Here is a 24276-nt window from a genome sequence, read left to right on the forward strand (position 1 = left end):
CCCGGTCGTACTTCTTCCGCTTCTCTGGCATCTCGATCCTCATTGTCGATGCCTCTACGGTCCGGGGGGAACCTCAGCGTTCCTGGAACGGGCCATCGCCTACTTCGCCGCGCACGGCATCACGCGGATCGAACGACTCATCACCGACAACGCCTGGGCCTACAAGCACTCGTTGCGTGAGGTCTGCGCCCGCCACGACATCGTCCAGAAGTTCATCAAGCCCCACTGTCCCTGGCAGAACGGCAAGGTCGAGCGACTCAACCGCACCCTGCAGAGCGAGTGGGCCTACCGCCAGGTCTTCACCACCAACGACGAACGAGCAGCCGCCCTTGCGCCCTGGCTCGAGCACTACAACACTCAACGCCGACACACCTCACTCGGCGGACAACCCCCGATCAGCCGACTGCAACCAACGTGTTGACCGATTACATCTAGTCCCGAGTTCCGTGGAAACCGGTTCGGCCTACCCCGGTGCAGCGAGGCCAACGCACGCCGCGAGCAGAGCAACCACGAGGCCGCCCAGCCGTTGATCCACGTCGGGCCTCGAAGAAGCTCCGCGAACGCCTCCAGCGACAGTCTCAGCACGTCCAACATCCAGCTCGTCCTCCAAGGTCGCGAGCTGGGTCTGCGCGTCGAGCACCGCGTCGAACGTGTTGTAGGTGAAGTAGCGCCGCCCGGTCTCGAGCTGACCGCTGGCACTGAGCAGCTCAGACCGGGCGAGGGCGTCAGCCCCGTAGTCCAAGAAGTCCCGCAGTGGTGGGAGCATCACGGCGCAGCCAAGGGAAGGGCGGTTGATCATGCCGTCGCGGACGACGACCTCGAGTCCTGTTGCTGGGTCTCCGACCGCGTCTGTACCGATGGTCCTCCCGAGGCTGCCGATCATTCCTCGGCCGGTGACGCTGCGGTTTCGAGGCACGTCATCGACGTATCCCTTGGTGTCGCGCACCGACATGTCCTCCGCGCCTCCGTAAAGGCCTCACCAAGTATCAGCATCGACAGCAGCGGGATCACACGGCACGCCGTTCTGAGCGGAGACGTGCGCGATGACGACCCTAGAACGTTCCACGGCGTGCCAGAGGGGCAGCAGGCGGCCTCAGAAGTCGAAGGAACGAATCAATTTCGTCTCCAGCTCCGCGTAGATGCGGAGGTATGACGCCTCGTCGAAGTCAGGCGGCCGCCAGTTGCGTTCCTCGAAGTTTCTCAGGGCCGCCGCTGGCACCGATATCCCGTACTCACGAATGTATGCCGTGGCGTCAAGGCGCCAGTAGTACTGGCCGTCCGAGGCAATCGCCGAGCCGCCCGGCACAACAAAACGACCACCGATCTCGTCCCGAGTATGTTCCGTCCACGCCAAGAACACAGGACAGCCGTCCAGGTACATAATCACTCGCTCACGCACGGTGGGCGCCATCGTCGGCGACTGCAGAAAAGCTTCCGACCTCCACCGCTCTGAGCTGGGCTCCTCAGCGAAAAGCCCCAGAGGCCGCAGGAACAGGTCGGACGCGCCGTCGGTCATTGGAATGCTCCCTGCAGGAGGCGCCCGGTCACTGGGCTCAGTTGGGCTTTCCTCGTGGTGGCCACGACATCGACACCCACGATACGGGCAAGTTCGGCGGCGGACTCTCGACCACCGTGACACATGACCAGCCTGATTGAGCAGCCGCGCCGGTAGCCGGGGTTCTCCAGGACAGCATCGGCAATTTGCTGAATGTGAGTGACTGACCCATTGACGATCGGCCGGCCGGAGATCGTGCCGTGAACCACAACATCGTGCAGCCCATCGGCTCCTCGTGATCGCCCGAAATTGACGAGCGTGGGTACGTCGTCGCCGATAGCGGTGGCCGTCGCGCTGTGCCTGACAGTTGCACCACTCGCCAGCAATGAATCCATGTCGACGCCAGCGGCCCCGGTGGACCGCTCCTTCAACGCTCCACCCGTATTGAGTTCAGGATGATGCGAGGCAATCGTCGGAGGGCCTCGTCTAGCAACGGGCCCAGCTAGGTTCTCGGCAGTGTCCGACCCCAGCCGGACCGACGCCTTCCTCAAAGTGGCGCCGACACCGATACCCGGAACCATCGCCGCGAAGGAGATCAGCGCATTCTTGGTGTCTCCTTCGAGGAGGTAGAGGGCGGCGTCCGCTCCGTCTGCCGCCTCACCGATGCCAGGGACAAGTCCGGCGACGGCGAGGACGGTGTGGACGTCCGTGCTGTCGACGCGGCTCGCGAGCTCCGCAACTGCGGTGCCGAACGACCTCATCGACGGTGCAGCCGCGCGCGCCTCGGCCAAGGTGCTGGACGCCGCCGTCTGCACCGAGCGGGCGGCCGCCCGCACGGACCCGACCGTGGATCCGGCCGTTGCACGCGCAGCACCTCCGACGGCCCTCACCGCATTGCCCACCGAGGCGGCGACTCCCTTGACCGCTTGGTAGACCCTCGAAGCGACCTTGGCGACGTTGGACGCGATGTTCTTCGCGAACTTCGGGATGCCGAAGTGACCGTCCGGGTCGAAGACGTCGATCGGGCTGCCGTTGGCGTAGGTGTAGCGGTTCAGCGTGACCGGAGCAGTCAGGTCACCCGCCACCGTGTCCTCGCTCGTGAAGGTGCCGCTGGCGGCTGAGTACTGCCGTGCCCCCATGTCCGTGAGGCCCGTGACCGGGTCGGTGACCATCGCCTGGAAGGCGAGGTCGACCGTCGGCGCGCCCATGGCGGTCGGCGTGCCGAACGGGTCGTAGAGCGTGGCGCTCACAGGCGGACCACCAGAGTTCGACCGCTGCACGCTGACGTCACCGTGCAAATTCTCGATCAAGTGAGTCGACGTCGACCCCTTCAGCGTCGACCGAGCCGCCCCGGTGTCGTCACGGATGACCGCGGTCGTCGCCGTCCCTTTCTTCACCGTGGTCGCTCGGTTCGAGGTCGAGTCGTACCCGTAGGTGGTGGTGCTACCGGTGGTCTCTCGGCTGGTGATGCGACCGAGCGCATCACGGCCGTAGCTCACCGTCTGGCCGCTGCTGGTGACTCCCGTGAGCTCGTTGAAGGCGTTGTAGTGGTACTCGATGTTTCTCTGTGGACCGTCGACTGCCGCGAGGTTGCCGTTGGCGTCGTAGGTGTAGTCGTCGTCGCCCACGTCGGTGGGGCGATTGGCGGCGTCGAAGGAGCTCGACGTCGTCGTGGTCCCGTCTCCACTGGACGTGCGGTTAGTGTCGCTGTCCCAGGTGTAGGCGCCAACCCCGGTCGTCTGGTCTCCCTGCGTCCGAGTCCAGCCGGTGAGGCGGTCGGCATCGTCGTAGGTGTAGCTCGTCGTGCCCTCCAGCGGGTGGACGATCCCTGGGAGCGTCGTCGTGATGCTGGTCGTGCGGTTGTCGTCGTCGTAGGTCGCCGTGAAGCTGTCGCTGCTCCCATCCTTGAGCGAGGTCACGTTGTCGTTGGCGTCGCGGGTGAAGGTCTGATCAGCGTAGTTCGTCGGCGCGATGTTCTGGATTGCGCTCACCTTGCCGCGGGCGTTGTAGTAGTAGCGCAGGTTGGTCGACCCGCGCATGGTCTCCAGCTGGCCCAGGGCGGTGTCGTAGGTGTACTGGGTGGCTTGGGTCCCCGGAAGTGCCGTGGAGGCGACGCGGCCGTCGCTGTCGTAGGTGTGGGTGGTGATCCCATTCGGACTGGTGCTGGAGGTCAGGTTCCCGCGGACGTCGTAGCCGAAGGAGAGCGCGACTCCCGCCGCGGTCGCCTTGGTGAGCCTGCCGTTCGGGTCGTACTCGAAGGCTCGAGTCTGGCCGCCTGCCGTGCGGCTCACCGGATGTCCAAGCTCGTCGTAGGCCGTGACGACAGCCGTGCCGTCGGGTCTCGTGAGACGAGTGAGGTCGCCCGCCGGGCTCCACAGGTAGGCCGTCGTCTTGCCGAGCGGATTGGTGCTGGTGGCGGTGTTGCCGTTGCTGTCGTACGTGTACTGGTAGGTGTCGTCCCCGGGGGTCGTGATCTTCGTGATCTGACCTGCTGCATTGCGGGTGTAGGAGGCGGAGTTGCCGGTCGGATCGGTGGCGGTGGTGAGGAGGTCGTTACCGTCGTACGTCCAGACGGTCGCGTGTCCGAGCGGAGACGTCTCCCTCGTGCGATTGTCTGCGCCGTCGTACGCGTAGGTCGTCGTCTTTCCCCTCCCGTCCTTGAGCGACGTCAGGCGACCACGTGCATCGAAGGTGCGGACCAAGGTCTGGTTGCCTTGAGTGCGGGTGATCTGCTGTCCCCGCCCGTTGTAGGTGAAGTTCGTGTCGTACGTGCTGTAGGAACCACGCCGGTCTTGCGTGAGCCGTCCGGCTGCGTTGTAGGTCAGGGTCTGTCGGACGCCACTGGGGCTGGTGATGGTGCGCTGCCGGCCCTCCCCGTCGTAGGTGATGACGGTGGAGTTGCCTGCGGGGTCGGTGAGGACCGCCGGACGACCGCCCGGGTCGTACGAGTACCGGGTCTCGGCCCCGACGGGGTCCGTGGTCTTGACGACCTGTCCGAGGTCGTCGTAGGTCGTCGTCGTCTGGCCCCCGAGCGGATCGGTCGTGGCGCGAGGCCGGTTGAGTGCGTCGAACGAGTGCTCCCAGTGCGCGCCTCTCCGATCGGTCTGCGCCGTGAGGTTGCCTACAGCGTCGTACTCGAACGTCTCGTGGCTGTCATCCGCGTAGTCACGTCGGACGATGCGGTTGAGGTCGTCGTAGATGGCCGTCGTCACCGACCCGGACTCGTCCGTCTGCCGGATGCGGTTTCCCACCAGGTCGTAGCCGTACTGCCGTGTTCCCCCTCGAGGGTTGGTCTGGGACGTCAGCAGACCGTCATCGTTGTAGGCGAAGGTCGTGCTCTTGCCCTCACCGTCACGGCGCTCTACGACGTTGCCGTCGGCGTCGACCACGGTGTCGTCCAGAAGCCCGACGGCGTCGGTGCGGGTCGTCTTTCTGGCGGCCTCGTCGTAGGCGTAGGTGGTCACCGCGCCCGTGGCGTCCTTGCTCTGGGTGACGCGGCCGACCTTGTCGTACGTCGCCGTCGTGGTGTTGTTCAGCGGATCAGTGGTCGACGTCGTGTTGCCCGCGAGATCGTAACTCGTCTTCCAGACGGCGCCGGTCGCGTCGGTGTGGGCGGTGAGCTGTCCGGCGGCGTCGTAGGCGTAGCGCCGAGTGGCTCCATCGGGCGTCTCGATCTTCGTCGGCTTGCCGAGACGGTTGAACGTCGTCTGGGTGACGTGACCGAGCTGGTTGGTAGTCCGCATGGGCCGGCCAGCGGGGTCATAGATGACCGTCGTGGTGCTCTGGTCCGGGAAGGTCGTCGTCGTGGGACGTCCGTCCGAGTCGTAGGCACGAGCGATGGTCCGGTCGAGCGGGTCCTTCATGGTCTTCGGTCGCCCGAGACTGTCGTAGGAGAACGTGGTGGTCTCGCCCGCCGCGTCCGTCGTCCGGCTGACCCGACCCTGGGTGTCGTACCCGTACGAGCTGGTCTTGTCCCGCGGGTCAGTCACGCTGAGGAGGTTGCGGTCGTCGTCGAAGGTGGCGACGTACACCCCACCGCGCGGCGTGGTGACTCGCCGTAGCTGGTCCCACGCGGTGTAGGCCATCGTTCGCGTCTTCCCCCGAGGGTCCGTGTGCTCGGTGATCAGGCCGCGTGCGTCGTACTGGAACTGGTTGATCCCGCCCAGGACATCGGTCTCGTTCCGAAGATCTCCGTTCGCGTCGTAGACGAAGGTGCGGTCGCGACTCTCCGGATCCGTGATCTTCGTCACTTGTCCGCGCGAGTTGTGCGCGAAGCGCCAGATGCCACCGTCTGGCGCGGTCGCCTTCTCGAGCCGACCGTCGGCGTCGTACTCGTACGTCGTCTCGCCGCCATCGGGGGCGGTCTGTCGGACCGGATCGTTGCGGTTGTTGAAGACGGTGCTCGTGGTTCCGCCACCGGCATCCACCTCTCGGACCGGGTTCCCGTTCCTGTCGTAGAAGGTCGAGCTCACCTGCGGCGCGTAGCCGGTGACCTCTCGGTCGGGCAGTCCCTCGACGGCGACGATCTGTCGCCCGTCGCCGTCATACACGACGTGTCTGCCGGCACCTCCGCGCGTGCGTTCCTCGACCAGCCGTCCGTGCTCGTCGACGACCTGGTCGATCTTCGTGTCGTCGGCGAGCGTGACGGTCCGCTTGGATCCGGCGTAGGTGATGTCGGCACGGCCGCTGCCCTTCTGCTTGATCCACGAGACGCGGCCTCCGGCGTCGTACCCGGCCTCCAGCGCCACCACCCCCTGAGGCGTGGTGACTCGTGTCAGCTTGCTCCCTGCGTAGTCGTACGTCGTGGCCTTCCCGTCGACCCCGGTCACGGAGACGAGTCGGCCATCGCTGTCGTGGGCATAGGTGACCTGACGTCCCTGGCTGTCACTCACTGACGAGATCCGCCCAGAGCTGCCCCTGACGTAACGGATCTCCCGTCCAGAAACTCCCTTCACCTTCGAGACGCGCCCGTCCTCGCGATCCACGTCGATCTTGTGCCCAGGGTCGCCGAGCGTCATCGAGGTGAGCTGTCCGGAGGGGTCGAATCGATAGCCGGTCTTGTCAGGAGTGCTGACGTCGCTCCCGGTGCTGTCCTCGGCGAAACGCGCCGCCACTCCTCTGGACGGGGAGAAGCCCGCTGCAGGGTCGAGCCCGAAGGGCACCTCCGACGAGTCTCCGAAGGTCATCGTGGCGACGTCGCCCACCTTCGACAGTCCCTGCGAGTAGGACGAGCGCCATCCGACTCCTGTCCCGTCCGCGGACGGCTCGCCCGAGCTGTAGACGCGGTTGGCGGTGAGCTGCTGGCCAGCGTCCTGGACCACGAAGTCGTCCGCCGCGACCCGAAGAACGCCGCTGTAGGTGTCGACCGGGCCGAAGGTCGAGTGGTAGGGCCGGGCGAGCGACCGGGGCAGAGCCGACGCGGGAGGAGCAGAGAGTGCAGGGACCGTGCCCCCGTAGATCCAGCCGGTTCCCTTGCGGAGATAGCCTCGGTCCGGGCACAGGACCTGCTCCGTGGCGATCGGTGGCTGGTACGCGGCCACCTCGTCGTTGGTGAGGCACGTCGGCAAGACCTCGTGGTTGATGTCGCGGCCGAACCAGTTGGGTCCGAACTCGTGGAGACCCGTGTTCGAGTACCCGATGTTGCCGATGCCGCCGAGCAAAGCATTGAACCGGACATCGATGTCGGAGGCACGGGGACGGGTGCTTACGCTCGTTCCCCCGGCGATGAGCTCGTCATCCAGCTGGTTGAACCGCACCTGCATGTCTTTGGGCTCGATCGTGTAGAGAGCGGCGACGGAGAAGTCACCGTCGAAGTCGTTTCCGACGATCTCGCCACCAGCCCCACCCAGTCCGGAGACGCCGCACTGGGACCTCGCGAAGTAGTTGTCGTAGATGCCCGTGAACCCGCGCTTCCCCGGAGCGCCCAACGTGATCCCCATGAAGCGGGAGTCCGTGATGCGCGAGTTGGAGACGACGACGCGCGAACCTGAGCTGATCTCGACCGTGCCGTAGGCCTGGCAGGTGACACCGCTGCCCGCCCCTCCGTACCGGAGCGTCGTGTAGTCGATGACGGACGTCGGCTGCGTCGAACCGGCGGAGATGCTGATCGACTGCCAGTCCCCTCGGCCGGGCGACGTCGCAGTGCCGTCTCCGTTGTCGTCACCACCGACGGTGTCGTCCTTGAAGGACGTGATGCGCACCCGGTCCTCTGGCGTCCCCAGCGACAAGATCTGTCCGAAGACGACGATCTTCGACGACGTCGTCTTGAGCTTCACGACCGTGCCAGGGAGAAGGGTGAGGGACACTCCTGCGTTGACGGTCACCTGACCGTCGAGCAGGTAAGGGGAACCCGCCGGCCCCCACACGGTGTCCTTCGAGATCGTGCCCGAGACGGCCGTCGGGCCCTGACCACCGGTCTCGACGTAGTACGGCGCCGGCGTGACTGCCGGGGGCGGGCTGGGGACGACCGCAGCGGCCTGCGGGGCGCCGCCGAGAAGCCCACCCACGAGAGACGCCAGAACGCCAATGACGACCATGCGCCGAACGCTCCGAGACGTCGCTGCAGTACCGACCATCGTCACTCCCTCTCGCGATGATGACGAGATCCTTCAGCATGCGCGTGCCTCGCGCGGGAGAATCCTGGAATCATCGAGAGCTTTCGTACGAATCTCCCGGCGCGATGACCGCCACCGCCTGGCAGGCATTTCGGAACGTCATCGCCCCTTTCCTGCTGGGAAAGGGGCGATGACGTTCCGAAACGGGGGGACTACTCCGTCGTGCGGGAGCGGCGGGCGGAGAGGCCGGCGGCGACCAGGGTGCCGACGCCGGCGACGACGAGGACCAGGCCGGCGATGCGGAAGGGCTTCGGGGAGGAGCGGTAGTCGGCGATCTCGTTCCAGCTCTCCTGGGAGATGGGGCAGTCCTGCTCGGCGTCGACGAAGCCCGACGTCGGGCCGTTCTCCGAGGTGCAGACGGCCTTCGGCTCGCCCGGCTGGAGGACGAAGGCGAGGACGCCGAGGAGGATCAGGACTGCGCCGACGACCAGGAGGTTGCGTGCCTTGGAGCTCATGCCGAGAAGAATGTCCTCGTTCACTCATCACGTCCAGTCGACGCGACGAGGCCCACCACCCCGGCTGGGGTGGTGGGCCTCGTCGGACGTGCGGACGATCGGTGCCGGCTACTCGGAGGTGCCCGCCTCGACCGCCAGCGGGTCGTGGCCGTCGGTCAGCTCCAGGTCGGCCTTCGGCGTGCCCCGGAAGGTGAACACCGCCTCGGCGCCCTCGCCCTCGACGTCGACCAGGACGATCTCGCCGGCGCGCAGCTCACCGAACAGCATCTTCTCGGCGAGCGTGTCCTCGATCTCCCGCTGGACGGTGCGACGCAGCGGGCGCGCACCGAGCACGGGGTCGAAGCCACGGCGGGCGAGGAGGTCCTTGGCCGCGGGCGTGAGCTCGATGCCCATGTCCTTGTCCTTCAGACGGTCCTCGAGGTTGCCGATCATCATGTCGACCATCTGGATGATCTCGTCCTGCGTCAGCGGCGGGAAGACCACGATCTCGTCGACACGGTTGAGGAACTCGGGCCGGAAGTGCTGCTTGAGCTCCTCGGAGACCTTCGCCTTCATCCGGTCGTACGAGCCGACCGTGTTGTTGGCGTCGGCGAACCCGAGCGAGACGCCCTTGCCGATGTCACGCGACCCCAGGTTCGTGGTCATGATGATCACGGTGTTCTTGAAGTCGACGACCCGACCCTGGGAGTCGGTCAGGCGACCTTCCTCCAGGATCTGCAGCAGCGAGTTGAAGATGTCCGGGTGGGCCTTCTCGACCTCGTCGAACAGCACCACGCTGAACGGCTTGCGGCGGACCTTCTCGGTGAGCTGGCCGCCCTCCTCGTAGCCGACGTAGCCGGGAGGCGCACCGAACAGTCGCGCCACCGTGTGCTTCTCGCTGTACTCGCTCATGTCGAGCTGGATCAGCGCGTCGTCGTCGCCGAACAGGAAGTTCGCCAGCGCCTTGGAGAGCCAGGTCTTGCCGACGCCCGAGGGGCCGGCGAAGATGAACGACCCGCCGGGACGGCGCGGGTCCTTCAGGCCGGCACGCGTGCGTCGGATGGCCCGGCTGAGCGCCTTGATGGCCTCGTCCTGGCCGATGACCCGCTTGTGCAGCTCGGCCTCCATGTTGAGCAGGCGGCCGGACTCCTCCTCGGTCAGCTTGACGATCGGGATGCCCGTGGCGAGCGCCAGGACCTCGGCGACGAGCTCCTCGTCGACCACGGCCACGACGTCCATGTCGCCGGACTTCCACGCCTTCTCGCGCTCGGCCTTGGCAAGGATGAGCTTCTTCTCCTCGTCGCGCAGCGAGGCCGCGGCCTCGAAGTCCTGCGCGTCGATGGCACCCTCCTTGCGGCGCCGGACGTCGGCGATCTTCTCGTCGAACTCCTTGAGGTCCGGCGGAGCCGTCATCCGACGGATCCGCAACCGCGAGCCCGCCTCGTCGATGAGGTCGATCGCCTTGTCCGGCAGGAACCGGTCGGAGACGTAGCGGTCGGCCAGCGTGGCGGCCGCGACGAGCGCGTCGTCGGTGATCGTGACGCGGTGGTGCGCCTCGTAGCGGTCGCGCAGACCCTTCAGCATGTCGATCGTGTGCGCGATCGACGGCTCGGGCACCTGGATGGGCTGGAAGCGACGCTCCAGCGCCGCGTCCTTCTCGAAGTGCTTGCGGAACTCGTCGAGCGTGGTCGCACCGATGGTCTGCAGCTCGCCGCGGGCCAGCATCGGCTTGAGGATGCTGGCGGCGTCGATCGCGCCCTCCGCGGCACCCGCACCGACGAGCGTGTGGATCTCGTCGATGAACAGGATGATGTCGCCGCGGGTGCGGATCTCCTTGAGGACCTTCTTCAGGCGCTCCTCGAAGTCACCGCGGTAGCGCGAGCCGGCGACCAGGGCGCCGAGGTCGAGCGTGTAGATCTGCTTGTCCTTGAGCGTCTCCGGGACGTCGCCCTTGACGATGTCCTGGGCCAGGCCCTCGACGACCGTCGTCTTGCCGACGCCGGGCTCGCCGATGAGCACCGGGTTGTTCTTGGTGCGACGGCTCAGGACCTGCATGACCCGCTCGATCTGGCTCTCACGGCCGATCACCGGGTCGAGCTTGCCCTCACGGGCGGCCTGGGTGAGGTTGCGACCGAACTGGTCCAGGACGGCCGAGGTGCTGGGCGCGGCCTCGGCGGGGGCGCCGGAGGTCTCGGCCTCCTTGCCCTGGAAGCCGGAGACCAGCTGGATGACCTGCTGGCGGACGCGGTTGAGGTCGGCGCCGAGCTTCACGAGGACCTGGGCGGCGACGCCCTCGCCCTCGCGGATCAGGCCGAGCAGGATGTGCTCGGTGCCGATGTAGTTGTGGCCGAGCTGGAGCGCCTCGCGCAGGCTGAGCTCGAGGACCTTCTTGGCCCGCGGCGTGAACGGGATGTGCCCGCTCGGCGCCTGCTGGCCCTGGCCGATGATGTCCTCGACCTGCCCGCGGACCGCCTCGAGCGAGATGTCGAGGCTCTCCAGGGCCTTGGCGGCGACGCCCTCACCCTCGTGGATGAGGCCGAGGAGGATGTGCTCCGTGCCGATGTAGTTGTGGCTGAGCATGCGCGCCTCTTCTTGGGCGAGCACGACGACGCGACGGGCGCGGTCGGTGAACCTCTCGAACATGTGGCCCCCTTGATCGGGTGTGTTCTCTTCAGTCTAGGTGCGGCCGCCTCGCCGCACTGCGCGACGTCCACGTACGTCACACAACTGGAACACGGGGTGCCCTGTTCCGATGTTCACCCTGGGCGTAACCGGCCTCGCGCCAGGTCGTTCGAGGGACGTGCCAGGGGCCCGCGTCGCAGTGGCAGCTGCGACGCGGGCCCCTGGTCCGGGACGGCGGTGCCGTCAGGCGTCGAGGTCGGCCTCGACCAGGGCGGCGACGGCGTCGACCGCGGCCTGGTCGTCGCTCTCCACGACGATCTCGGTGCCCTGGGCGGCACCCAGGGTCATGATGAGCAGCGCCGAGCCCGCGTCGACCGGGTCGCCGCCGACCACCGCGAGGGTGACGGGCGAGGACTGGTCGGCGGCGGCGGCCGCGATGGTGGCGGCCGGTCGGGCGTGCAGGCCGACGGACGAGCCGACGGTCACGGTCTTGCTGGGCATGGTGGGTCCCTTCAGGTGGGCGATGGGTCAGGCGTCGACGGGGACGCGGGTGTAGACGTGCTCGAACTCGCTGCTGTCCTTCTCGACACGCAGCGACTTCAGCAGCGTGACAGACGCGGCGCTGACGAGCGTGCCGGCCACGAGCGCGACCAGGAACCACAGCACGTGGTCGACCGCGAAGAGGACGAAGATGCCGCCGTGTGGCGCGGCGAGCGTGACGCCCGCGCCCATCGAGATCGCACCGGCCGTGGCCGAGCCGAGCATCATCGACGGGATGACGCGCAGCGGGTCGGCCGCCGCGAACGGGATGGCGCCCTCGGAGATGAACGCGGCGCCGAGCAGCCAGGCCGCCTTGCCGTTCTCCTTCTCCGCCTCCGTGTAGAGGCTCGAGCGGACGGCCGTCGACAGCGCCATGGCGAGCGGCGGGACCATGCCGGCGATCATGACCGCGGCCATGATCTTGACCTCCGCGCCGCCCGACGCGATCGCCTCGGCGGTGAGGCCGGTCGTGGCGAAGACGTAGGCCGCCTTGTTGACCGGGCCGCCGAGGTCGAAGCCCATCATCGCGCCGAGGATCACGCCGAGCAGGATGAGCGAGCCGCCCGTCATGCCGTTGAGCTTGTCGGTGAGGCCTGCGGAGAAGTCCGCGATCGGCTTGCCGAGCACGAGCAGCATCAGCAGCCCCGCGACGACCGTGGTGACGAGCGGGATGATGACGACGGGCATGAGCCCGGCCAGCCAGCGCGGTGCCTCCCGCTTGGCGATCCAGTGCGCGATCAGGCCCGCGAGCAGACCGCCCACGATGCCGCCGAGGAAGCCTGCGCCGATCTCGTTGGCGAGGAAGCCCATGACGAAGCCGGGGGCGATGCCCGGACGGTCGGCGATCGCGTAGGCGATGTAGCCCGCGAGCGCCGGGACGAGGAATCCGAACGCCCACGCGCCGAGGGCGAACAGCAGCGCTCCGAGGTAGGTCATGAGCGCACTGCCGAAGAGGGCGTGCTGACCGGCGGCCGGCAGGTCCCACAGCGAGTTCGCCTTGGCGATGTCCTGGCCGGTCCCGTTGATGTCGTAGCCCGCGAGCAGGAAGCCGAGGGCGATGAGCAGACCGCCGGCCGCGACGAAGGGGATCATGTAGCTGACGCCGGTGAGCAGCCACTGGCGCAGCTTGAGGCCGAGGCCCTGCTGCGACGACGACTCGTCGGCCTGCGCCGCGGCGACGCCGTCGACGCGCTTGGCGCTCGGGTCGGAGGCGGCGGCGACGGCCTCGGAGACCATCGTGTCGGGCTCGTTGATGGCGCGCTTGACGCCGCTCACGATCACCGGCTTTCCGGCGAAGCGCGAGGCGTCCTTGACGCCCACGTCGGTCGCGAAGATGACCGCGTCGGCGCCGGCGATGGTGGCCGAGCTCAGCGGACGGGCGCCCGAGGAGCCCTGCGTCTCGACCTGCAGGTCGACGCCCGCACGCTCGCCGGCCTGCACGAGCGAGTCGGCGGCCATGTAGGTGTGCGCGATGCCCGTGGGGCAGGCGGTCACGGCGACGATGCGCACGGGGTTGCCCTCGGCGGGCGCGGCGGCGAGGACGGCCTCCGCCGCTCCTTCCGCCGCAGGGGTCGCGACCGGCTGCGGGGACACGACGTCCTCGACGAGCGCCACGACCTCCTCGTCGGACGACGCCGCGCGCAGCGCGTCGGTGAACTCGCTGCGCACGAGGGCGCGCGCGAGCGTCGAGAGCAGCGTGAGGTGGTCGGAGTCGCCACCGGCGGGCGCGGCGATGAGGAAGACGAGGTCGGCGCCACCGTCGGGCGCACCGAAGTCGGCGCGGGGCTCGAGCCGGGCGAAGGCGAGCGTGGCCTCCGTGACGGCCTCGGACCGGCAGTGCGGGATGGCGATGCCACCGGGCAGGCCCGTGGCGGAGGTGGCCTCGCGGGCCATGACGTCGGCGGCGAGCGCGTCGGCGGACGACGCACGCCCGGCGTCGGCGACGCGACCTGCGAGTGCGGCGACGACGGACGTCGCGTCGGCCCCGAGGTCGGCGTCGAGCGCCACCAGGGCGGGGGTGATCAAGCGGGACATGGTCGTTCTTCTCTCTGGGCGGTGCGGGGGTCGGGTGCTGCGGTGCTGCTCGGTGCGGTGGTGCTCGGTGCGGTGGTGCTCGGTGCGGTGCTGCTCGGTGCGGTGGTGCGGTGGTGCTGCTCAGGGGGTCGGGTGGGCCACGGCGTCGAGGCGTCGGGCCCGGACGGGCTCGAGGGCGGCGACGTCGGCGGGGGTCGGGGGCGTGGAGCCGTCGAGGGAGGCGGCGGCACTCCCGTGCGCCACGGCCGTGGCGAGCGCGGTCGCGTCGTCGTCGCCGGCCTCCCGGGCCAGCAGCAGCCCGGCGAGCGAGGAGTCGCCCGCGCCGACGGTGCTGCGCGGCGTGACCGGGGGCGTGGCGCAGAACCACGTCCCGCGGGCCGTGGCCAGCACGGCACCGGTGGCGCCGAGCGTCAGCAGCACCTCGGCCGGACCGCGCTCGGCGCGCAGGCGCTGCGCCTCGCGGGCGGCGAGCTCGGGGTCGGCCTCGATCGCGTCGCCGTCGCCGCCGATCAGCTCGACGAGCTCGTGCCCGTTGGGCTTGACCAGGTCGGGTGCCGTCGCCGGGTCCGCCAGCGCGGCGGCGAGGGCGGCGCCCGACGTGTCGACCGCGACCGTGGCGCCGACGGCGCGCAGCCGCGGGACGAGCCTGGCGTAGAGGTCGGCGGGCACGCCCGGGGGCAGCGAGCCGCACAGCGCGACCCACGACGCACCCCGGGAGGCGTCGACGAGCGCTGCCACGAGGGCGTCCTGCTCGCGGGCGTCGAGCGGCGTGCCGGGCGCGTTCAGCTTCGTGGTGGTGCCGTCGGGCTCGGTGAGGGTGAGGTTGACCCGCGTGGCGCCGGCGACCGGGACCTGCACGACGGCCAGCCCGGTGGGCGCGAGCGACGTGAGGATGGGGTCGCCCGGCGCGGCGGGGACGACGGCCCGCACGTCGACACCCGCCGCCTGCACCACGCGGGCGACGTTGATGCCCTTGCCGCCCGGCTGGTCGATGGAGGCCGAGGTGCGCAGCACGGCGCCGCGCTCCAGCGGTCCGTCGAGGCACACCAGCCGGTCGATCGCGGGGTGCGCGGTGAGCGTGACGATCATGCGACCACGACCTCGAGGCCGGCGCGCTCGAGCCGCGAGACCTGCTCGCGCGTGACGCCCTTGTCGGTGACGACGACGTCGAGCTCGTCGATCGAGGCGAAGCTCATGGCGTACTCGGTGTCGATCTTGGAGGAGTCGGCCAGCACGACCACGCGACGAGCCGCGGCCACGAGCGCCCGCTTCACCGCCGCCTCCTCGACGTCGGGGGTGGTGAGGCCGCGCTCGAGCCCGATGCCGTTGGCGCCGATGAAGGCGACGTCGGGACGCATGCGCCCGTAGGCGGCCACGGTGTCGGCGCCGACCGCCGCGGCCGTCGTCGGGCGGACGCGACCGCCCACGACGAGCAGCGAGACGCCCTCGTGCCGCGCGAGCCGGCCGGCGACGTCGATCCCGTGCGTGACGGCGTCGAACGCGGCGTCGGCGGGTAGGGCGTCGACGAGGGCGGCGGTGCTGGTGCCGGCGTCGAACGCGACCCAGCCGTCGGTCTCGGGCAGCAGCGGGAGGGCGGCCTGCGCGATGGCCTCCTTCTCGGGCGCGTGCTGCGTCGCGCGGTCCGTGACGGCGAGCTCGGCGGCCTGGGCGACCGTGCGGGCGACCGCTCCACCGTGCACGCGACGGGCGAGTCCGTGCCGCTGCAGCACGTCGAGGTCGCGGCGGATCGTCTCGCCGGACACCCCGAGCTCGTCCGCGGCGTCGACGACGCTCACTCGACCGTGCTCGCTGAGGCGGGCGACGAGGAGTGCGCGGCGTTCGGCGGCGTACACAGGAGCTCCTGGGGGTCCGGTCCACGTCCCACGACACGGTGCAGGGGGTGCAGGGTGTCCTGCGTCACCGCGTCGTGTGGATTTGTGTGGATTTGATGTTGATGTCTGCTGTTCTACGCGATAGTCTCAGGCCATGTCAAGCATGTCGGGCACATCCCCACAGATTTCCATGACGGCGGTCACCCTCACCGGGACCCCCGTGGTCGCCGGCGTCGGTCACGGTGCCGTGCTGGTGCCGGGCGAGCGTCCGGTCGTCCCTCTGGACGAGCCCGCGCGCGACGACACCGCCGAGGTGTTCGCCGCCGCTGCCACCACCGTCGCGGCCCGGCTCCTGGAGCGCGCCGGCCTCGCCAGCGGGTCGGCGTCGGAGGTGCTGAACGCCACGGCCTCCCTCGTGCAGGACCGCGGCCTCGCGGCCCTCGTCGCCAAGCACGCCAAGGCCGGCAGCGGACCCGCGACCGCCACGTCGCAGGCCGTGGAGGAGCTCGTCACCATGTTCACGGCGGCCGGCGGGCTCATGGCGGAGCGCGTCACCGACCTGCGCGACGTGCGCGACCGCGTCATCGCCGAGATCCTCGGCCAGCCCGAGCCGGGCGTCGGCGTGCCCACGCGCCCGTCGGTGCTGCTCGCGGACGACCTCGCACCCGCCGACACCGCGGGCCTCGACCCGGAGCTCGTCGTCGGCATCGCCGTCCGGCTCGGCGGACCGACCAGCCACACGGCGATCATCGCTCGCCAGCTCGGCATCCCCTGCGTCGTCGGTGTCGCCGGGCTGCCCGAACACCTCCCCGACACCGCTCTCGTCGATGGCGGCACCGGCGAGGTCGTGCTGTCCCCCGACCCCGCGAGCGCCGCCTCGCGTGCCGAGGCCGACGCCGCGCGGCGCGCCGCGAGCGCCGCCTGGGAGGGTCCGGGCCGCACCGCCGACGGGCACCCGGTGCAGGTGCTCGCGAACGTCCAGGACGCGAAGGGTGCCGAGCGTGCCGCGCAGGAGCCCGTCGAGGGCTTCGGGCTCTACCGCACCGAGCTGAGCTTCCTCGACCGTCCGTCCGAGCCGACCGTGCAGGAGCAGACCGACGTGTACGGCGCGGTCCTGGCGGCGGCAGGGTCGGGCAAGGTCGTCGTCCGGACGCTCGACGCCGGCTCGGACAAGCCGCTCGCGTTCGCCGACATGGGCACCGAGGCCAACCCCGCGCTCGGCGTCCGCGGGCTGCGGGTCGGCCGCCGGCTGCCGGACCTGCTCGCCCACCAGCTCGACGCGGTGGCCGCGGCGTCGCAGGGGTCGGAGGCGACCGTCTGGGTCATGGCGCCGATGGTGTCGGTGCCGTCGGAGGCTGCTGAGTTCGCCGTGGAGTGTCGCGCCCGTGGCCTGACGCCCGGCGTGATGATCGAGACGCCATCGGCCGCGCTGCTCGCGGAGCGGGTCCTGGAGCACGTCGACTTCGTGTCGATCGGCACCAACGACCTCAGCCAGTACACCTTCGCCGCCGACCGCATGTCCGCCGAGCTCGGCGACCTGACCGACCCGTGGCAGCCCGGTCTGCTCGTGCTGGTCGAGGCGGTGGCCCGCGCCGGCCAGCGCACCGGCAAGCCCGTGGGCGTCTGCGGCGAGGCCGCCGCCGATCCTGCGCTCGCCTGCGTGCTCGTCGGCCTGGGCGTCACCTCGCTGTCGTGCGCCGCGTCGGCAGTGCGACCCGTGGGCTCACGGCTCGCCTCGGTGACCCTCGACCAGTGCCAGGAGGCCGCCCGGGTCGCCCTCGCCGCCGCCGACCCCGCCTCCGCCCGCGAGGCCGTGGCCGCCGTCCTCGACGCCTGACGCCCGCTGCTGGTTCCCATCAGTTGATGGGAATCAGCAGCCCACCATGGCTGTCCCTCGCTCACCCCAGGAATCATCCGCAGGTGAGCGAGGGGAAACCAGGGTCAGTGAGCCCGCGCGTCCAGAGGGCGAGACGAGGCTCTCCCGCCTCCTGACCGCAGCGTCCACACTCCGAGACCGTCCCCACGCGACGACGGCGAGGCGCACGGTGGGGTGAGACACCGCCGTCGACCCCGGAGCCTCCCATGACCCTCACCGCGCCCGACCCGACCACCACCCGCTCGCGCGTGGAGGTGTCGCCCGTCGGTGCGCGGATCGGTGCCGTCGTGTCCGGCGTGCGGCTCGGCGGCGAGCTGACGGCCGAGGAGGTGCACGACGTCCGCGCCGCGCTGCTGCGGCACAAGGTGGTCTTCGTCCGCGGCCAGCACCACCTCGACGACGCGGACCACCACGCGTTCGCGGCCCTGCTGGGGACGCCGACGTCGCCGCACCCGACGGTGCGCGGCGCGGCCAACGCCGTGCTGCCCATCGACTCCTCGCACGGCAAGGCCAACGCGTGGCACACCGACGTGACCTTCGTCGACCGCGTGCCCGCCATCAGCGTGCTGCGCGCGGTCACCCTCCCGCCGTACGGCGGCACCACCGTCTGGGCCAACACCGCCGCCGCCTACGCCGACCTGCACCCGGCGCTCCAGGCGATGGCCGACCGCCTGTGGGCCGTGCACACCAACCGCTACGACTACGCCGCCGACGTCGACGAGCAGCGCATCGGCGGCATCGACGTCCGCGAGGAGAGCTACCGCGAGGAGTTCGGCTCGCGGCTGTTCGAGGCCGAGCACCCCGTGGTCCACGTGCACCCCGAGACCGGCGAGCGCTCGCTGCTCCTCGGCCAGTTCGTCAAGCGGCTCGTCGGCCTCTCCACCCGCGACTCCGCGGATCTCTTCGAGCTGCTGCAGCGCGAGGTGACCCGGCTCGAGAACACCGCCCGCTGGAGCTGGCAGCCGGGCGACGTCGCGATCTGGGACAACCGCGCCACGCAGCACTACGCCGTCGCCGACTACGACGACCACCACCGCGTCATGCACCGCATCACGGTCGCCGGGAGCGTCCCGGTCAGCACCGACGGCGTGCGGTCGACGCTGCGCCAGGGCGACGCGTCGGCCTACTCGGCCTGAGGCGTCAGACCTCGCGTCGCGACAGCGGGAAGAGGATCGCCTCGCGGATGCCGACACCCTGCAGCAGCATGACGAGCCGGTCGACGCCGAGACCCAGGCCGCCCGCCGGGGGCATGCCGAACTCCAGCGACCGCAGGAAGTCCTCGTCGACCTCCATCGCCTCGGGGTCGCCCGCGGCCGCCAGACGCGCCTGCTCCTCGAGCCGCTCGCGCTGGATCACCGGGTCGTTGAGCTCGGTGTACGCGGGTGCCAGCTCGACGCCGTTGATGATGAGGTCCCACGCCTCCACCAGGCCCGGCACCGTGCGGTGCTTCTTCGCGAGAGGTCGCACGGCCTCCGGGTAGTCGCAGACGAACGTCGGCTGGACCAGCGTGTGCTCGACGAGCTTCTCGAACAGCTCGAGCACGATCTCGCCGGGTCCCCAGTGGTCCTGCAGGGCGACGTCGAGCCGCGCGGCGTGCGCCGTCAGCGTCTCCTGCGACGTGTCGACGTCGACGGTCTCGCCGACCGCCTCGCCCACGAGCTCGTGGATGGTCGCGCGACGCCACGGCGCCTCGAGGTCGATGTCGGTGCCGTCGCGTCCGGGCACGACCGTCTTCCCCACCGCCCGCGCGGCGTCGACGACGAGGTCGCGGGTCAGCTCGGCCATCGTGTCGTAGGAGCCGTACGCCTCGTACGCCTCCAGCATCATGAACTCGGGGTTGTGGGTGTTGTCGACACCCTCGTTGCGGAACGTCTTGCCGATCTCGTACACCCGGTCGATGCCGCCCACGAGCGAGCGCTTGAGGTGCAGCTCGAGCGCGATGCGCAGCAGCGCGTCCTCGTCGAACGCGTTGACGTGGGTGTGGAAGGGTCTCGCCGCGGCGCCGCCGTTGGTGTGCTGCAGCACCGGCGTCTCGACCTCGACGTAGCCGCGCGCGTCGAGCGTGCGGCGCAGCGACTGCAGCACCTTCGCCTTCACCCGCACCGTCTCGCGGGCCTCGGGACGGACGATGAGGTCGACATAACGCATGCGGCTGCGCGCCTCGTCCGACAGCGGCTTGTGCTCGTTGGGCAGCGGACGCAGCGTCTTGGCGGCGATCGCCCACGAGGACGCCTGCACGCTCAGCTCGCCACGGCGGGAGGTGATGACCTCGCCCGTCACCGCGAGGTGGTCGCCGATGTCGACGAGCTGCTTGAACCGGTCGAGCGACTCCTCCCCCACGCCGTCGAGCGACACCATCGCCTGCAGCGCGGTGCCGTCACCCTCGCGCAGGGACACGAACACCAGCTTGCCGGTGCCCCGCCGGAAGATGACGCGTCCGGCGACCGTGACGACGTCGCCGGAGTGGTGGTCGGGGCCGAGCGTCTCCGCGTCGTACGCGTCGCGCACCTGCGTGATCGTGTGCGTGATCCCCAGGTCGACCGGGTAGGGCTCGATGCCCGCGTCGATGAGCTGCTGACGCTTCTCACGACGGATCCGCAGCTGCTCGGGCAGGTCGTCGACCGCGTTCTCGTCGGGGGTCCGGGGGGAGTCGCTCACGGGACGACAGCCTAGTTGGGGGCATCGACGATGCCCGGGCGCGTCCCACCTCGAGTCACTTCGCCACTCCCGAGCACATCTCTCGGGGCTGCTCCGTACCGCACGCGACGTACGTCCACTCGTCGTTCGTGGCCCTGTACGACATTCCGTCGATCTCGTAGGTGATCCCGTACGTGCGGATCGCGAACCCTTCCGGCGGTACGGCGATGCTCATCACGAGCTGGGCGAAGCCGGGCGATGTGCGCGGACACGGACGGTCCAAGCGCGCCCCGTCGATGGGCGTCGCCGTGCCGCCGTACTCGCGAAAGAGGCGTTGCGGGTCCCCTGTGAGCGCCATGAACCCGGAGGCCCCGGCCTCGTCGTTCACGTGCAGGTAGCCCGTCACCGGCCCGCCCGACCGCGCCGGGGATCCGTTCACCTCCAGCGTCCGGACGATCGCCTCTCCGCCACCCTTGACACAGATGTCGAATGCGACGTTGGCGATCCACTCGCGTCCGGCGGACGCAGGCCGCCAGCTGGAGCTGCTCCCCGACGCCGTCCTCAGGTCGACGGGTCCGTCCAAGGCGGCGACCTCCTCGCCGGATGCGCTGCAGCCTCCGATCACCAGGACAAGGGCGATCGCGGAGACCATGGTGGTGCGTCGTCGTCGCATCAGACCTCCAACGGGGCGTGAGGGGCGGTCAAGGCCGGCTGAGCCTCGCGCAGACCGACCGACGGCGTCAGGGAGATCACCGATTGTTCACCCGCGGCGGACGCGCGTGAGGAACAGATCGGTCGGCGTCGAGGTTGGCCACCACCATGACCGGCCTGCCAGGATGTCGCCCGTGAGCGACCCCGACACCCTCACCGAGTCCCGCGCCTCCCGGCTGCGGCGTGGTCTCGCCGACGCCGAGACGGAGCAGGTCGGGGCGGCGCTGCTGCTCGTGGCGACCGTGGCCGCGATCGCGTGGGCCAACCTCGGCAGCGGCTACGACGTGTTCTGGCACACCGACGCACGCGTCGCGGTCGGTGGGTGGTCGATGGGGCTCGACCTCTACCACCTGGTCAACGACGCGCTCATGGCGTTCTTCTTCTTCGCGGTCGGCCTCGAGGTGAAGCGCGAGCTGACGATCGGCGAGCTGACCGACCGCTCCCGGGCGATCGTGCCGGCGACGGCCGCCCTCGCGGGTCTGGTCGTGCCGGCCCTGGTGTTCCTGCTCATCGCGCGCGACTCCGGGCAGGCGCACGCGTGGGGTGTGGTCATCTCGACCGACACGGCCTTCCTCGTCGGCGCGCTCGCCATCATCCGGCCGCAGCACCCCTCGCGGCTGCGCGTCTTCCTCCTGACCCTCGCCGTCGTCGACGACATCGGCGCGCTCACCGCGATCGCCCTCTTCTACACCGACGAGCTGCACGTCGTGCCGCTGCTCGTGGCGCTGGTCGCGCTGGGGCTCATCGCGCTCGTCCGGCTGATGCCGTCCGGCCGCGGCCCGCTGTACGCGGTGCTGTCGGTGGTCGTCTGGTTCGGGCTGCACGAGGCAGGCGTGCATGCCACGCTCGCCGGCGTGGCGGTCGCGCTGCTCATCCCGGTCGCCGCGCCGCGCCAGAACGACGTGGAGCGCGTCGTCGAGCTCACGCGCGCCTTCCGGCAGTCGCCCAACCCGGCCTACGCCGCGGCGGCGGGGCGTCAGCTGCGCGAGTCGATCTCGATCAACGAGCGGCTGCAGCGCTCCTTCGCGCCCTACGTGGCCTACGTGATCCTGCCCGTCTTCGCCCTGGCCAACGCCGGGGTCGTGCTCGACTCCGAGACCCTGCGGCGGTCGATGTCGTCGTCGCTGTTCTGGGGCGTGGTCGCCGGCCTCGTCGTCGGGAAGCTCGTGGGCATCACCGGCGCCACCCTCCTGGCCCAGCGCCTCCGGCTCGGCGTCCTCGCCCCCGGCCTGACGATCGGCCGGGTGGCCGGCGGCGCCGCGCTGTCGGGCATCGGCTTCACCATCTCGCTGCTCATCGTCGGCATCGCCATCGACGACCCCGCCGCGCAGGACGAGGCGAGGGTCGGCGTGCTCGTCGCGTCGGTGCTCGCCTTCGTGCTCGGCGCGGCCGTGCTGCGCGCGCTCGACGCCCGGCGACCCGTCGTGCCGCCGGGCACCGTCCTGCTGCGGCCCTTCGACCCGCGTCGCGACCACTACAAGGGCCGGCCCGACGCCCCGCTCGTCCTGGTCGAGTACGGCGACTTCGAGTGCCCCTTCTGCAGCCGGGCCACCGGCATGGTCGACGAGCTCATCGAGCACTACGGCCCCGACCTCGTCTGGGTGTGGCGGCACCTGCCGCTCCACCAGCACCACCCGCACGCCGAGCTCGCGGCCCGCGCCTACGAGGCGGCTCACCTGCAGGGCCGGCACTTCGAGTACGCGAGGCTGCTGTGGGCCCACCAGGACCAGCTCGAGCGGCTCGACCTCCTGCGCTACGCCGACGAGATCGGGCTCGACCTGGTGCGGTTCGAGGCCGACCTGGACGCCGACGACGTGCTGCGCCGGGTCCAGGAGGACGAGGACGACGCCGACCTGATGGACGTCGCGGGGACCCCGACGTTCTTCATCGGCACCGACCGCTACGACGGGCAGTGGGACGCGCCGACCCTCATCGCCGCCCTGGACGAGCGGCGTCCCGTCACCTGAGGCCCGCCGACCCCCGGACGCGAAGAAGCCCGGTCACCGCTGACGCGGTCGACCGGGCTTCCTGCAGTACCTGCGGGAAGGACGTCACTTCTTGAAGGCGTCCTTGACGTCCTCGCCGGCGTTCTTGAGCGAGCCCTTGGCCTGGTCCTTGTTGCCCTCGGCCTGCAGGTCCTTGTCGTCGGTGGCCTTGCCCACGGCCTCCTTGACCTCGCCGGTGACCTTCTCGGCGGTGTTCTTCGCCTTGTCGATGAAGCTCATGGTGATCCTCCTTGGATCGGTGGGGTGACAGGTACGACGCTACGGCGGCTGCGGGGGGCGGCAACTCGAGCGCGGGCTGTCGCCGAACTCCTCAGAGAGTTCTCAGTCCCCGACCGCACCTCACTTGGTGAAGGCGTCCTTGACGTCCTCGCCCGTGTTCTTGAGCGAGCCCTTCGTCTGGTCCTTCGAGCCCTCGGCCTGCAGGTCCTTGTCGTCCGTCGCCTTGCCGACGGCCTCCTTGACCTCGCCGGCGACCTTCTCGGCGGTGTTCTTGGCCTTGTCGATGAAGCTCATGTCGTCCTCCTGAGTGGGTGGGTGAGGAGCCGAACCGTTCGGCTTACGTTGTAAACCTTACGCCGTAAGCCGAGCCACGCAAGGCCAGATGGTGAGAGCCCGGTCACCCCGGACGCGGCACGGACTCGGCGCGGACGCGGCGCGGTCAGGCGTGCGCTCACTCACCCAGGCGCGAGGCGATGCCGTCCAGCATCTCCGCCAACGCACGCTCGAACTCCTCGGCATAGCGGTCAGCGGCGAGCCGGGCCGCGTGCCGGTGGATCGTCGGGTACGTCTCCTCGTCGACCATGCCGGCCGGGTCGATCACCTGCTCCGGCGTGGACGCGTCGGCCACCGCCTCCTGCTGGTCGGCGTCCCGCGTGGGCGTCAGACCACCGGGGACCGGTTCGGACGCGTCCGAACCGGCGGCGAACGACCCGTCCCCGTCCTGGGGGTCACGCAGGGTGCGCGCACCGGTCTCCATCAACAGGTAGCCGAGCAGGAAGCTGTTGAACGAGCGGTAGGCGAACACGACCTCGTCGTCGTCGAAGCCCTCCGCCTCCAGCGCCCCCAGGACGGACTCGATCCAGGCCAGCGACCGCAGCGGCGGGTTGATCCAGGGCGCCTCCGACGGACGCGTGGCCACGACCGGGAAGGCGTGCGGATGGGCGAGGGCGTAGCGCCGCACCCCCCGCGCGAGCCGCTCCAGGTAGTCGCGCCAGCCGTGCTCGGCCGTCCGCAGCACCTCGGGGTCGGCGTCCAGCTCGGCGACCACGAGGTCGACGACGGCGTCGAGCAGGTCGTCGCGCGTGCCGACGTGCTTGTAGAGGCTCATCGCCTCGACGCCGAGCCGCTTGCCGATGGCTCGCATCGACGCGGCCCCCACGCCCTCCTCGTCGATCAGCGCCAGGGCGGCCTCGGCGATCCTGCGGCGCGTCAGCGTGCCGCGCCGAGGGGAGGTGGAGGACATGGAGGGATCGTGC

19 protein-coding genes are annotated in these 24276 nt (G+C 70.0%); 5 read left to right on the forward strand and 14 right to left on the reverse strand.

Going from position 1 to position 24276, the window contains the following annotated elements; all coding sequences use genetic code 11:
* Positions 1-421: integrase core domain-containing protein (locus tag AC3WRM_RS05070; RefSeq protein ID WP_492248796.1), on the forward strand; the 421-nt coding region annotated here is incomplete at its 5' end.
* Between the two features lie 42 nt (positions 422-463).
* Here the strand turns inward: AC3WRM_RS05070 and AC3WRM_RS05075 are convergent.
* The 3 genes from AC3WRM_RS05075 to AC3WRM_RS05085 all read right to left on the reverse strand — a co-directional run bounded on the left by AC3WRM_RS05075 (position 464) and on the right by AC3WRM_RS05085 (position 7434).
* Positions 464-946, reverse strand: a complete 483-nt coding sequence (locus AC3WRM_RS05075) for a hypothetical protein (protein WP_492248795.1) — start codon at positions 944-946, stop codon at positions 464-466.
* A gap of 147 nt (positions 947-1093) precedes the next feature.
* Positions 1094-1516, reverse strand: coding sequence for a hypothetical protein (locus tag AC3WRM_RS05080; protein WP_492248794.1), 423 nt, complete (start codon positions 1514-1516; stop codon positions 1094-1096).
* Positions 1513-7434, reverse strand: coding sequence for an RHS repeat-associated core domain-containing protein (locus AC3WRM_RS05085; RefSeq protein WP_492270917.1), 5922 nt, complete (start codon positions 7432-7434; stop codon positions 1513-1515). Before AC3WRM_RS05085 ends, AC3WRM_RS05080 begins: the two co-directional genes overlap by 4 nt.
* Positions 7435-7561: 127 nt before the next feature.
* On the opposite strand from AC3WRM_RS05085, the gene AC3WRM_RS05090 reads away from it, so the two are divergent.
* Positions 7562-7822, forward strand: coding sequence for a hypothetical protein (locus tag AC3WRM_RS05090; protein ID WP_492270918.1), 261 nt, complete (start codon positions 7562-7564; stop codon positions 7820-7822).
* A gap of 439 nt (positions 7823-8261) precedes the next feature.
* Here the strand turns inward: AC3WRM_RS05090 and AC3WRM_RS05095 are convergent, their stop codons facing one another.
* From AC3WRM_RS05095 to AC3WRM_RS05120, 6 genes are all read right to left on the reverse strand, one after another.
* Positions 8262-8564 (reverse strand): hypothetical protein, encoded by a 303-nt coding sequence (locus tag AC3WRM_RS05095; RefSeq protein ID WP_492248793.1) that lies wholly within the window; start codon positions 8562-8564, stop codon positions 8262-8264.
* A gap of 108 nt (positions 8565-8672) precedes the next feature.
* On the reverse strand, positions 8673-11186 hold the full coding sequence (locus tag AC3WRM_RS05100; RefSeq protein ID WP_492248792.1) for an ATP-dependent Clp protease ATP-binding subunit: 2514 nt from the start codon (positions 11184-11186) through the stop codon (positions 8673-8675).
* 222 nt (positions 11187-11408) lie between these two features.
* On the reverse strand, positions 11409-11666 hold the full coding sequence (locus tag AC3WRM_RS05105; protein WP_492248791.1) for an HPr family phosphocarrier protein: 258 nt from the start codon (positions 11664-11666) through the stop codon (positions 11409-11411).
* Positions 11667-11693: 27 nt separating this feature from the next.
* On the reverse strand, positions 11694-13739 hold the full coding sequence (locus AC3WRM_RS05110) for a PTS fructose transporter subunit IIABC (protein WP_492248790.1): 2046 nt from the start codon (positions 13737-13739) through the stop codon (positions 11694-11696).
* Positions 13740-13859: 120 nt separating this feature from the next.
* Positions 13860-14828, reverse strand: coding sequence for a 1-phosphofructokinase family hexose kinase (locus AC3WRM_RS05115; protein ID WP_492248789.1), 969 nt, complete (start codon positions 14826-14828; stop codon positions 13860-13862).
* Positions 14825-15592: a DeoR/GlpR family DNA-binding transcription regulator gene (locus tag AC3WRM_RS05120; protein WP_492248788.1), complete on the reverse strand. Its 768-nt coding sequence runs from the start codon at positions 15590-15592 to the stop codon at positions 14825-14827. Before AC3WRM_RS05120 ends, AC3WRM_RS05115 begins: the two co-directional genes overlap by 4 nt.
* 169 nt (positions 15593-15761) lie before the next feature.
* Here AC3WRM_RS05120 and AC3WRM_RS05125 point away from each other — a divergent pair, with 169 nt between their 5' ends.
* Complete coding sequence (locus AC3WRM_RS05125; protein ID WP_492248787.1) at positions 15762-17408, forward strand: putative PEP-binding protein; 1647 nt, start codon at positions 15762-15764, stop codon at positions 17406-17408.
* 245 nt (positions 17409-17653) lie between these two features.
* Positions 17654-18583: a TauD/TfdA dioxygenase family protein gene (locus tag AC3WRM_RS05130; protein ID WP_492248786.1), complete on the forward strand. Its 930-nt coding sequence runs from the start codon at positions 17654-17656 to the stop codon at positions 18581-18583.
* Between the two features lie 4 nt (positions 18584-18587).
* Here the strand turns inward: AC3WRM_RS05130 and lysS are convergent, their stop codons facing one another.
* Together lysS and AC3WRM_RS05140 are read right to left on the reverse strand one after the other, a co-directional pair.
* Positions 18588-20105, reverse strand: a complete 1518-nt coding sequence (gene lysS, locus AC3WRM_RS05135) for a lysine--tRNA ligase (protein WP_492248785.1) — start codon at positions 20103-20105, stop codon at positions 18588-18590.
* 55 nt (positions 20106-20160) lie between these two features.
* Positions 20161-20757, reverse strand: coding sequence for a hypothetical protein (locus AC3WRM_RS05140; protein ID WP_492248784.1), 597 nt, complete (start codon positions 20755-20757; stop codon positions 20161-20163).
* A 172-nt stretch (positions 20758-20929) separates the two neighbouring features.
* On the opposite strand from AC3WRM_RS05140, the gene nhaA reads away from it, so the two are divergent.
* On the forward strand, positions 20930-22762 hold the full coding sequence (gene nhaA / locus AC3WRM_RS05145) for a Na+/H+ antiporter NhaA (RefSeq protein WP_492248783.1): 1833 nt from the start codon (positions 20930-20932) through the stop codon (positions 22760-22762).
* Between the two features lie 84 nt (positions 22763-22846).
* Here nhaA and AC3WRM_RS05150 read toward each other — a convergent pair whose 3' ends face one another.
* The 3 genes from AC3WRM_RS05150 to AC3WRM_RS05160 all read right to left on the reverse strand — a co-directional run bounded on the left by AC3WRM_RS05150 (position 22847) and on the right by AC3WRM_RS05160 (position 24263).
* Complete coding sequence (locus tag AC3WRM_RS05150) at positions 22847-23020, reverse strand: CsbD family protein (protein WP_492248782.1); 174 nt, start codon at positions 23018-23020, stop codon at positions 22847-22849.
* A gap of 120 nt (positions 23021-23140) precedes the next feature.
* Entirely contained in the window at positions 23141-23314 is a 174-nt protein-coding gene (locus AC3WRM_RS05155) for a CsbD family protein (RefSeq protein ID WP_492248781.1), read from the reverse strand.
* A 157-nt stretch (positions 23315-23471) separates the two neighbouring features.
* Positions 23472-24263, reverse strand: a complete 792-nt coding sequence (locus AC3WRM_RS05160; RefSeq protein ID WP_492248780.1) for a TetR/AcrR family transcriptional regulator — start codon at positions 24261-24263, stop codon at positions 23472-23474.
* Between the last annotated feature and the right edge of the window lie 13 nt (positions 24264-24276).

Source organism: Aeromicrobium sp. EU05-FHT14F07 (assembly GCF_058790455.1).

Excerpts from the sequence above, each read along its gene's own strand:
- AC3WRM_RS05080 (WP_492248794.1), bottom strand. The coding sequence starts at position 1,516 with ATGACCGACGGCGCGTCCGACCTGTTCCTGCGGCCTCTGGGGCTTTTC.
- AC3WRM_RS05085 (WP_492270917.1), bottom strand. The coding sequence starts at position 7,434 with ATGGGGATCACGTTGGGCGCTCCGGGGAAGCGCGGGTTCACGGGCATC.
- AC3WRM_RS05090 (WP_492270918.1), top strand. The coding sequence starts at position 7,562 with ATGACGGACGTCGGCTGCGTCGAACCGGCGGAGATGCTGATCGACTGC.
- AC3WRM_RS05095 (WP_492248793.1), bottom strand. The coding sequence starts at position 8,564 with ATGAGCTCCAAGGCACGCAACCTCCTGGTCGTCGGCGCAGTCCTGATC.
- AC3WRM_RS05100 (WP_492248792.1), bottom strand. The coding sequence starts at position 11,186 with ATGTTCGAGAGGTTCACCGACCGCGCCCGTCGCGTCGTCGTGCTCGCC.
- AC3WRM_RS05105 (WP_492248791.1), bottom strand. The coding sequence starts at position 11,666 with ATGCCCAGCAAGACCGTGACCGTCGGCTCGTCCGTCGGCCTGCACGCC.
- AC3WRM_RS05110 (WP_492248790.1), bottom strand. The coding sequence starts at position 13,739 with ATGTCCCGCTTGATCACCCCCGCCCTGGTGGCGCTCGACGCCGACCTC.
- AC3WRM_RS05115 (WP_492248789.1), bottom strand. The coding sequence starts at position 14,828 with ATGATCGTCACGCTCACCGCGCACCCCGCGATCGACCGGCTGGTGTGC.
- AC3WRM_RS05125 (WP_492248787.1), top strand. The coding sequence starts at position 15,762 with ATGACGGCGGTCACCCTCACCGGGACCCCCGTGGTCGCCGGCGTCGGT.
- AC3WRM_RS05130 (WP_492248786.1), top strand. The coding sequence starts at position 17,654 with ATGACCCTCACCGCGCCCGACCCGACCACCACCCGCTCGCGCGTGGAG.
- AC3WRM_RS05140 (WP_492248784.1), bottom strand. The coding sequence starts at position 20,757 with ATGCGACGACGACGCACCACCATGGTCTCCGCGATCGCCCTTGTCCTG.
- AC3WRM_RS05150 (WP_492248782.1), bottom strand. The coding sequence starts at position 23,020 with ATGAGCTTCATCGACAAGGCGAAGAACACCGCCGAGAAGGTCACCGGC.
- AC3WRM_RS05155 (WP_492248781.1), bottom strand. The coding sequence starts at position 23,314 with ATGAGCTTCATCGACAAGGCCAAGAACACCGCCGAGAAGGTCGCCGGC.
- AC3WRM_RS05160 (WP_492248780.1), bottom strand. The coding sequence starts at position 24,263 with ATGTCCTCCACCTCCCCTCGGCGCGGCACGCTGACGCGCCGCAGGATC.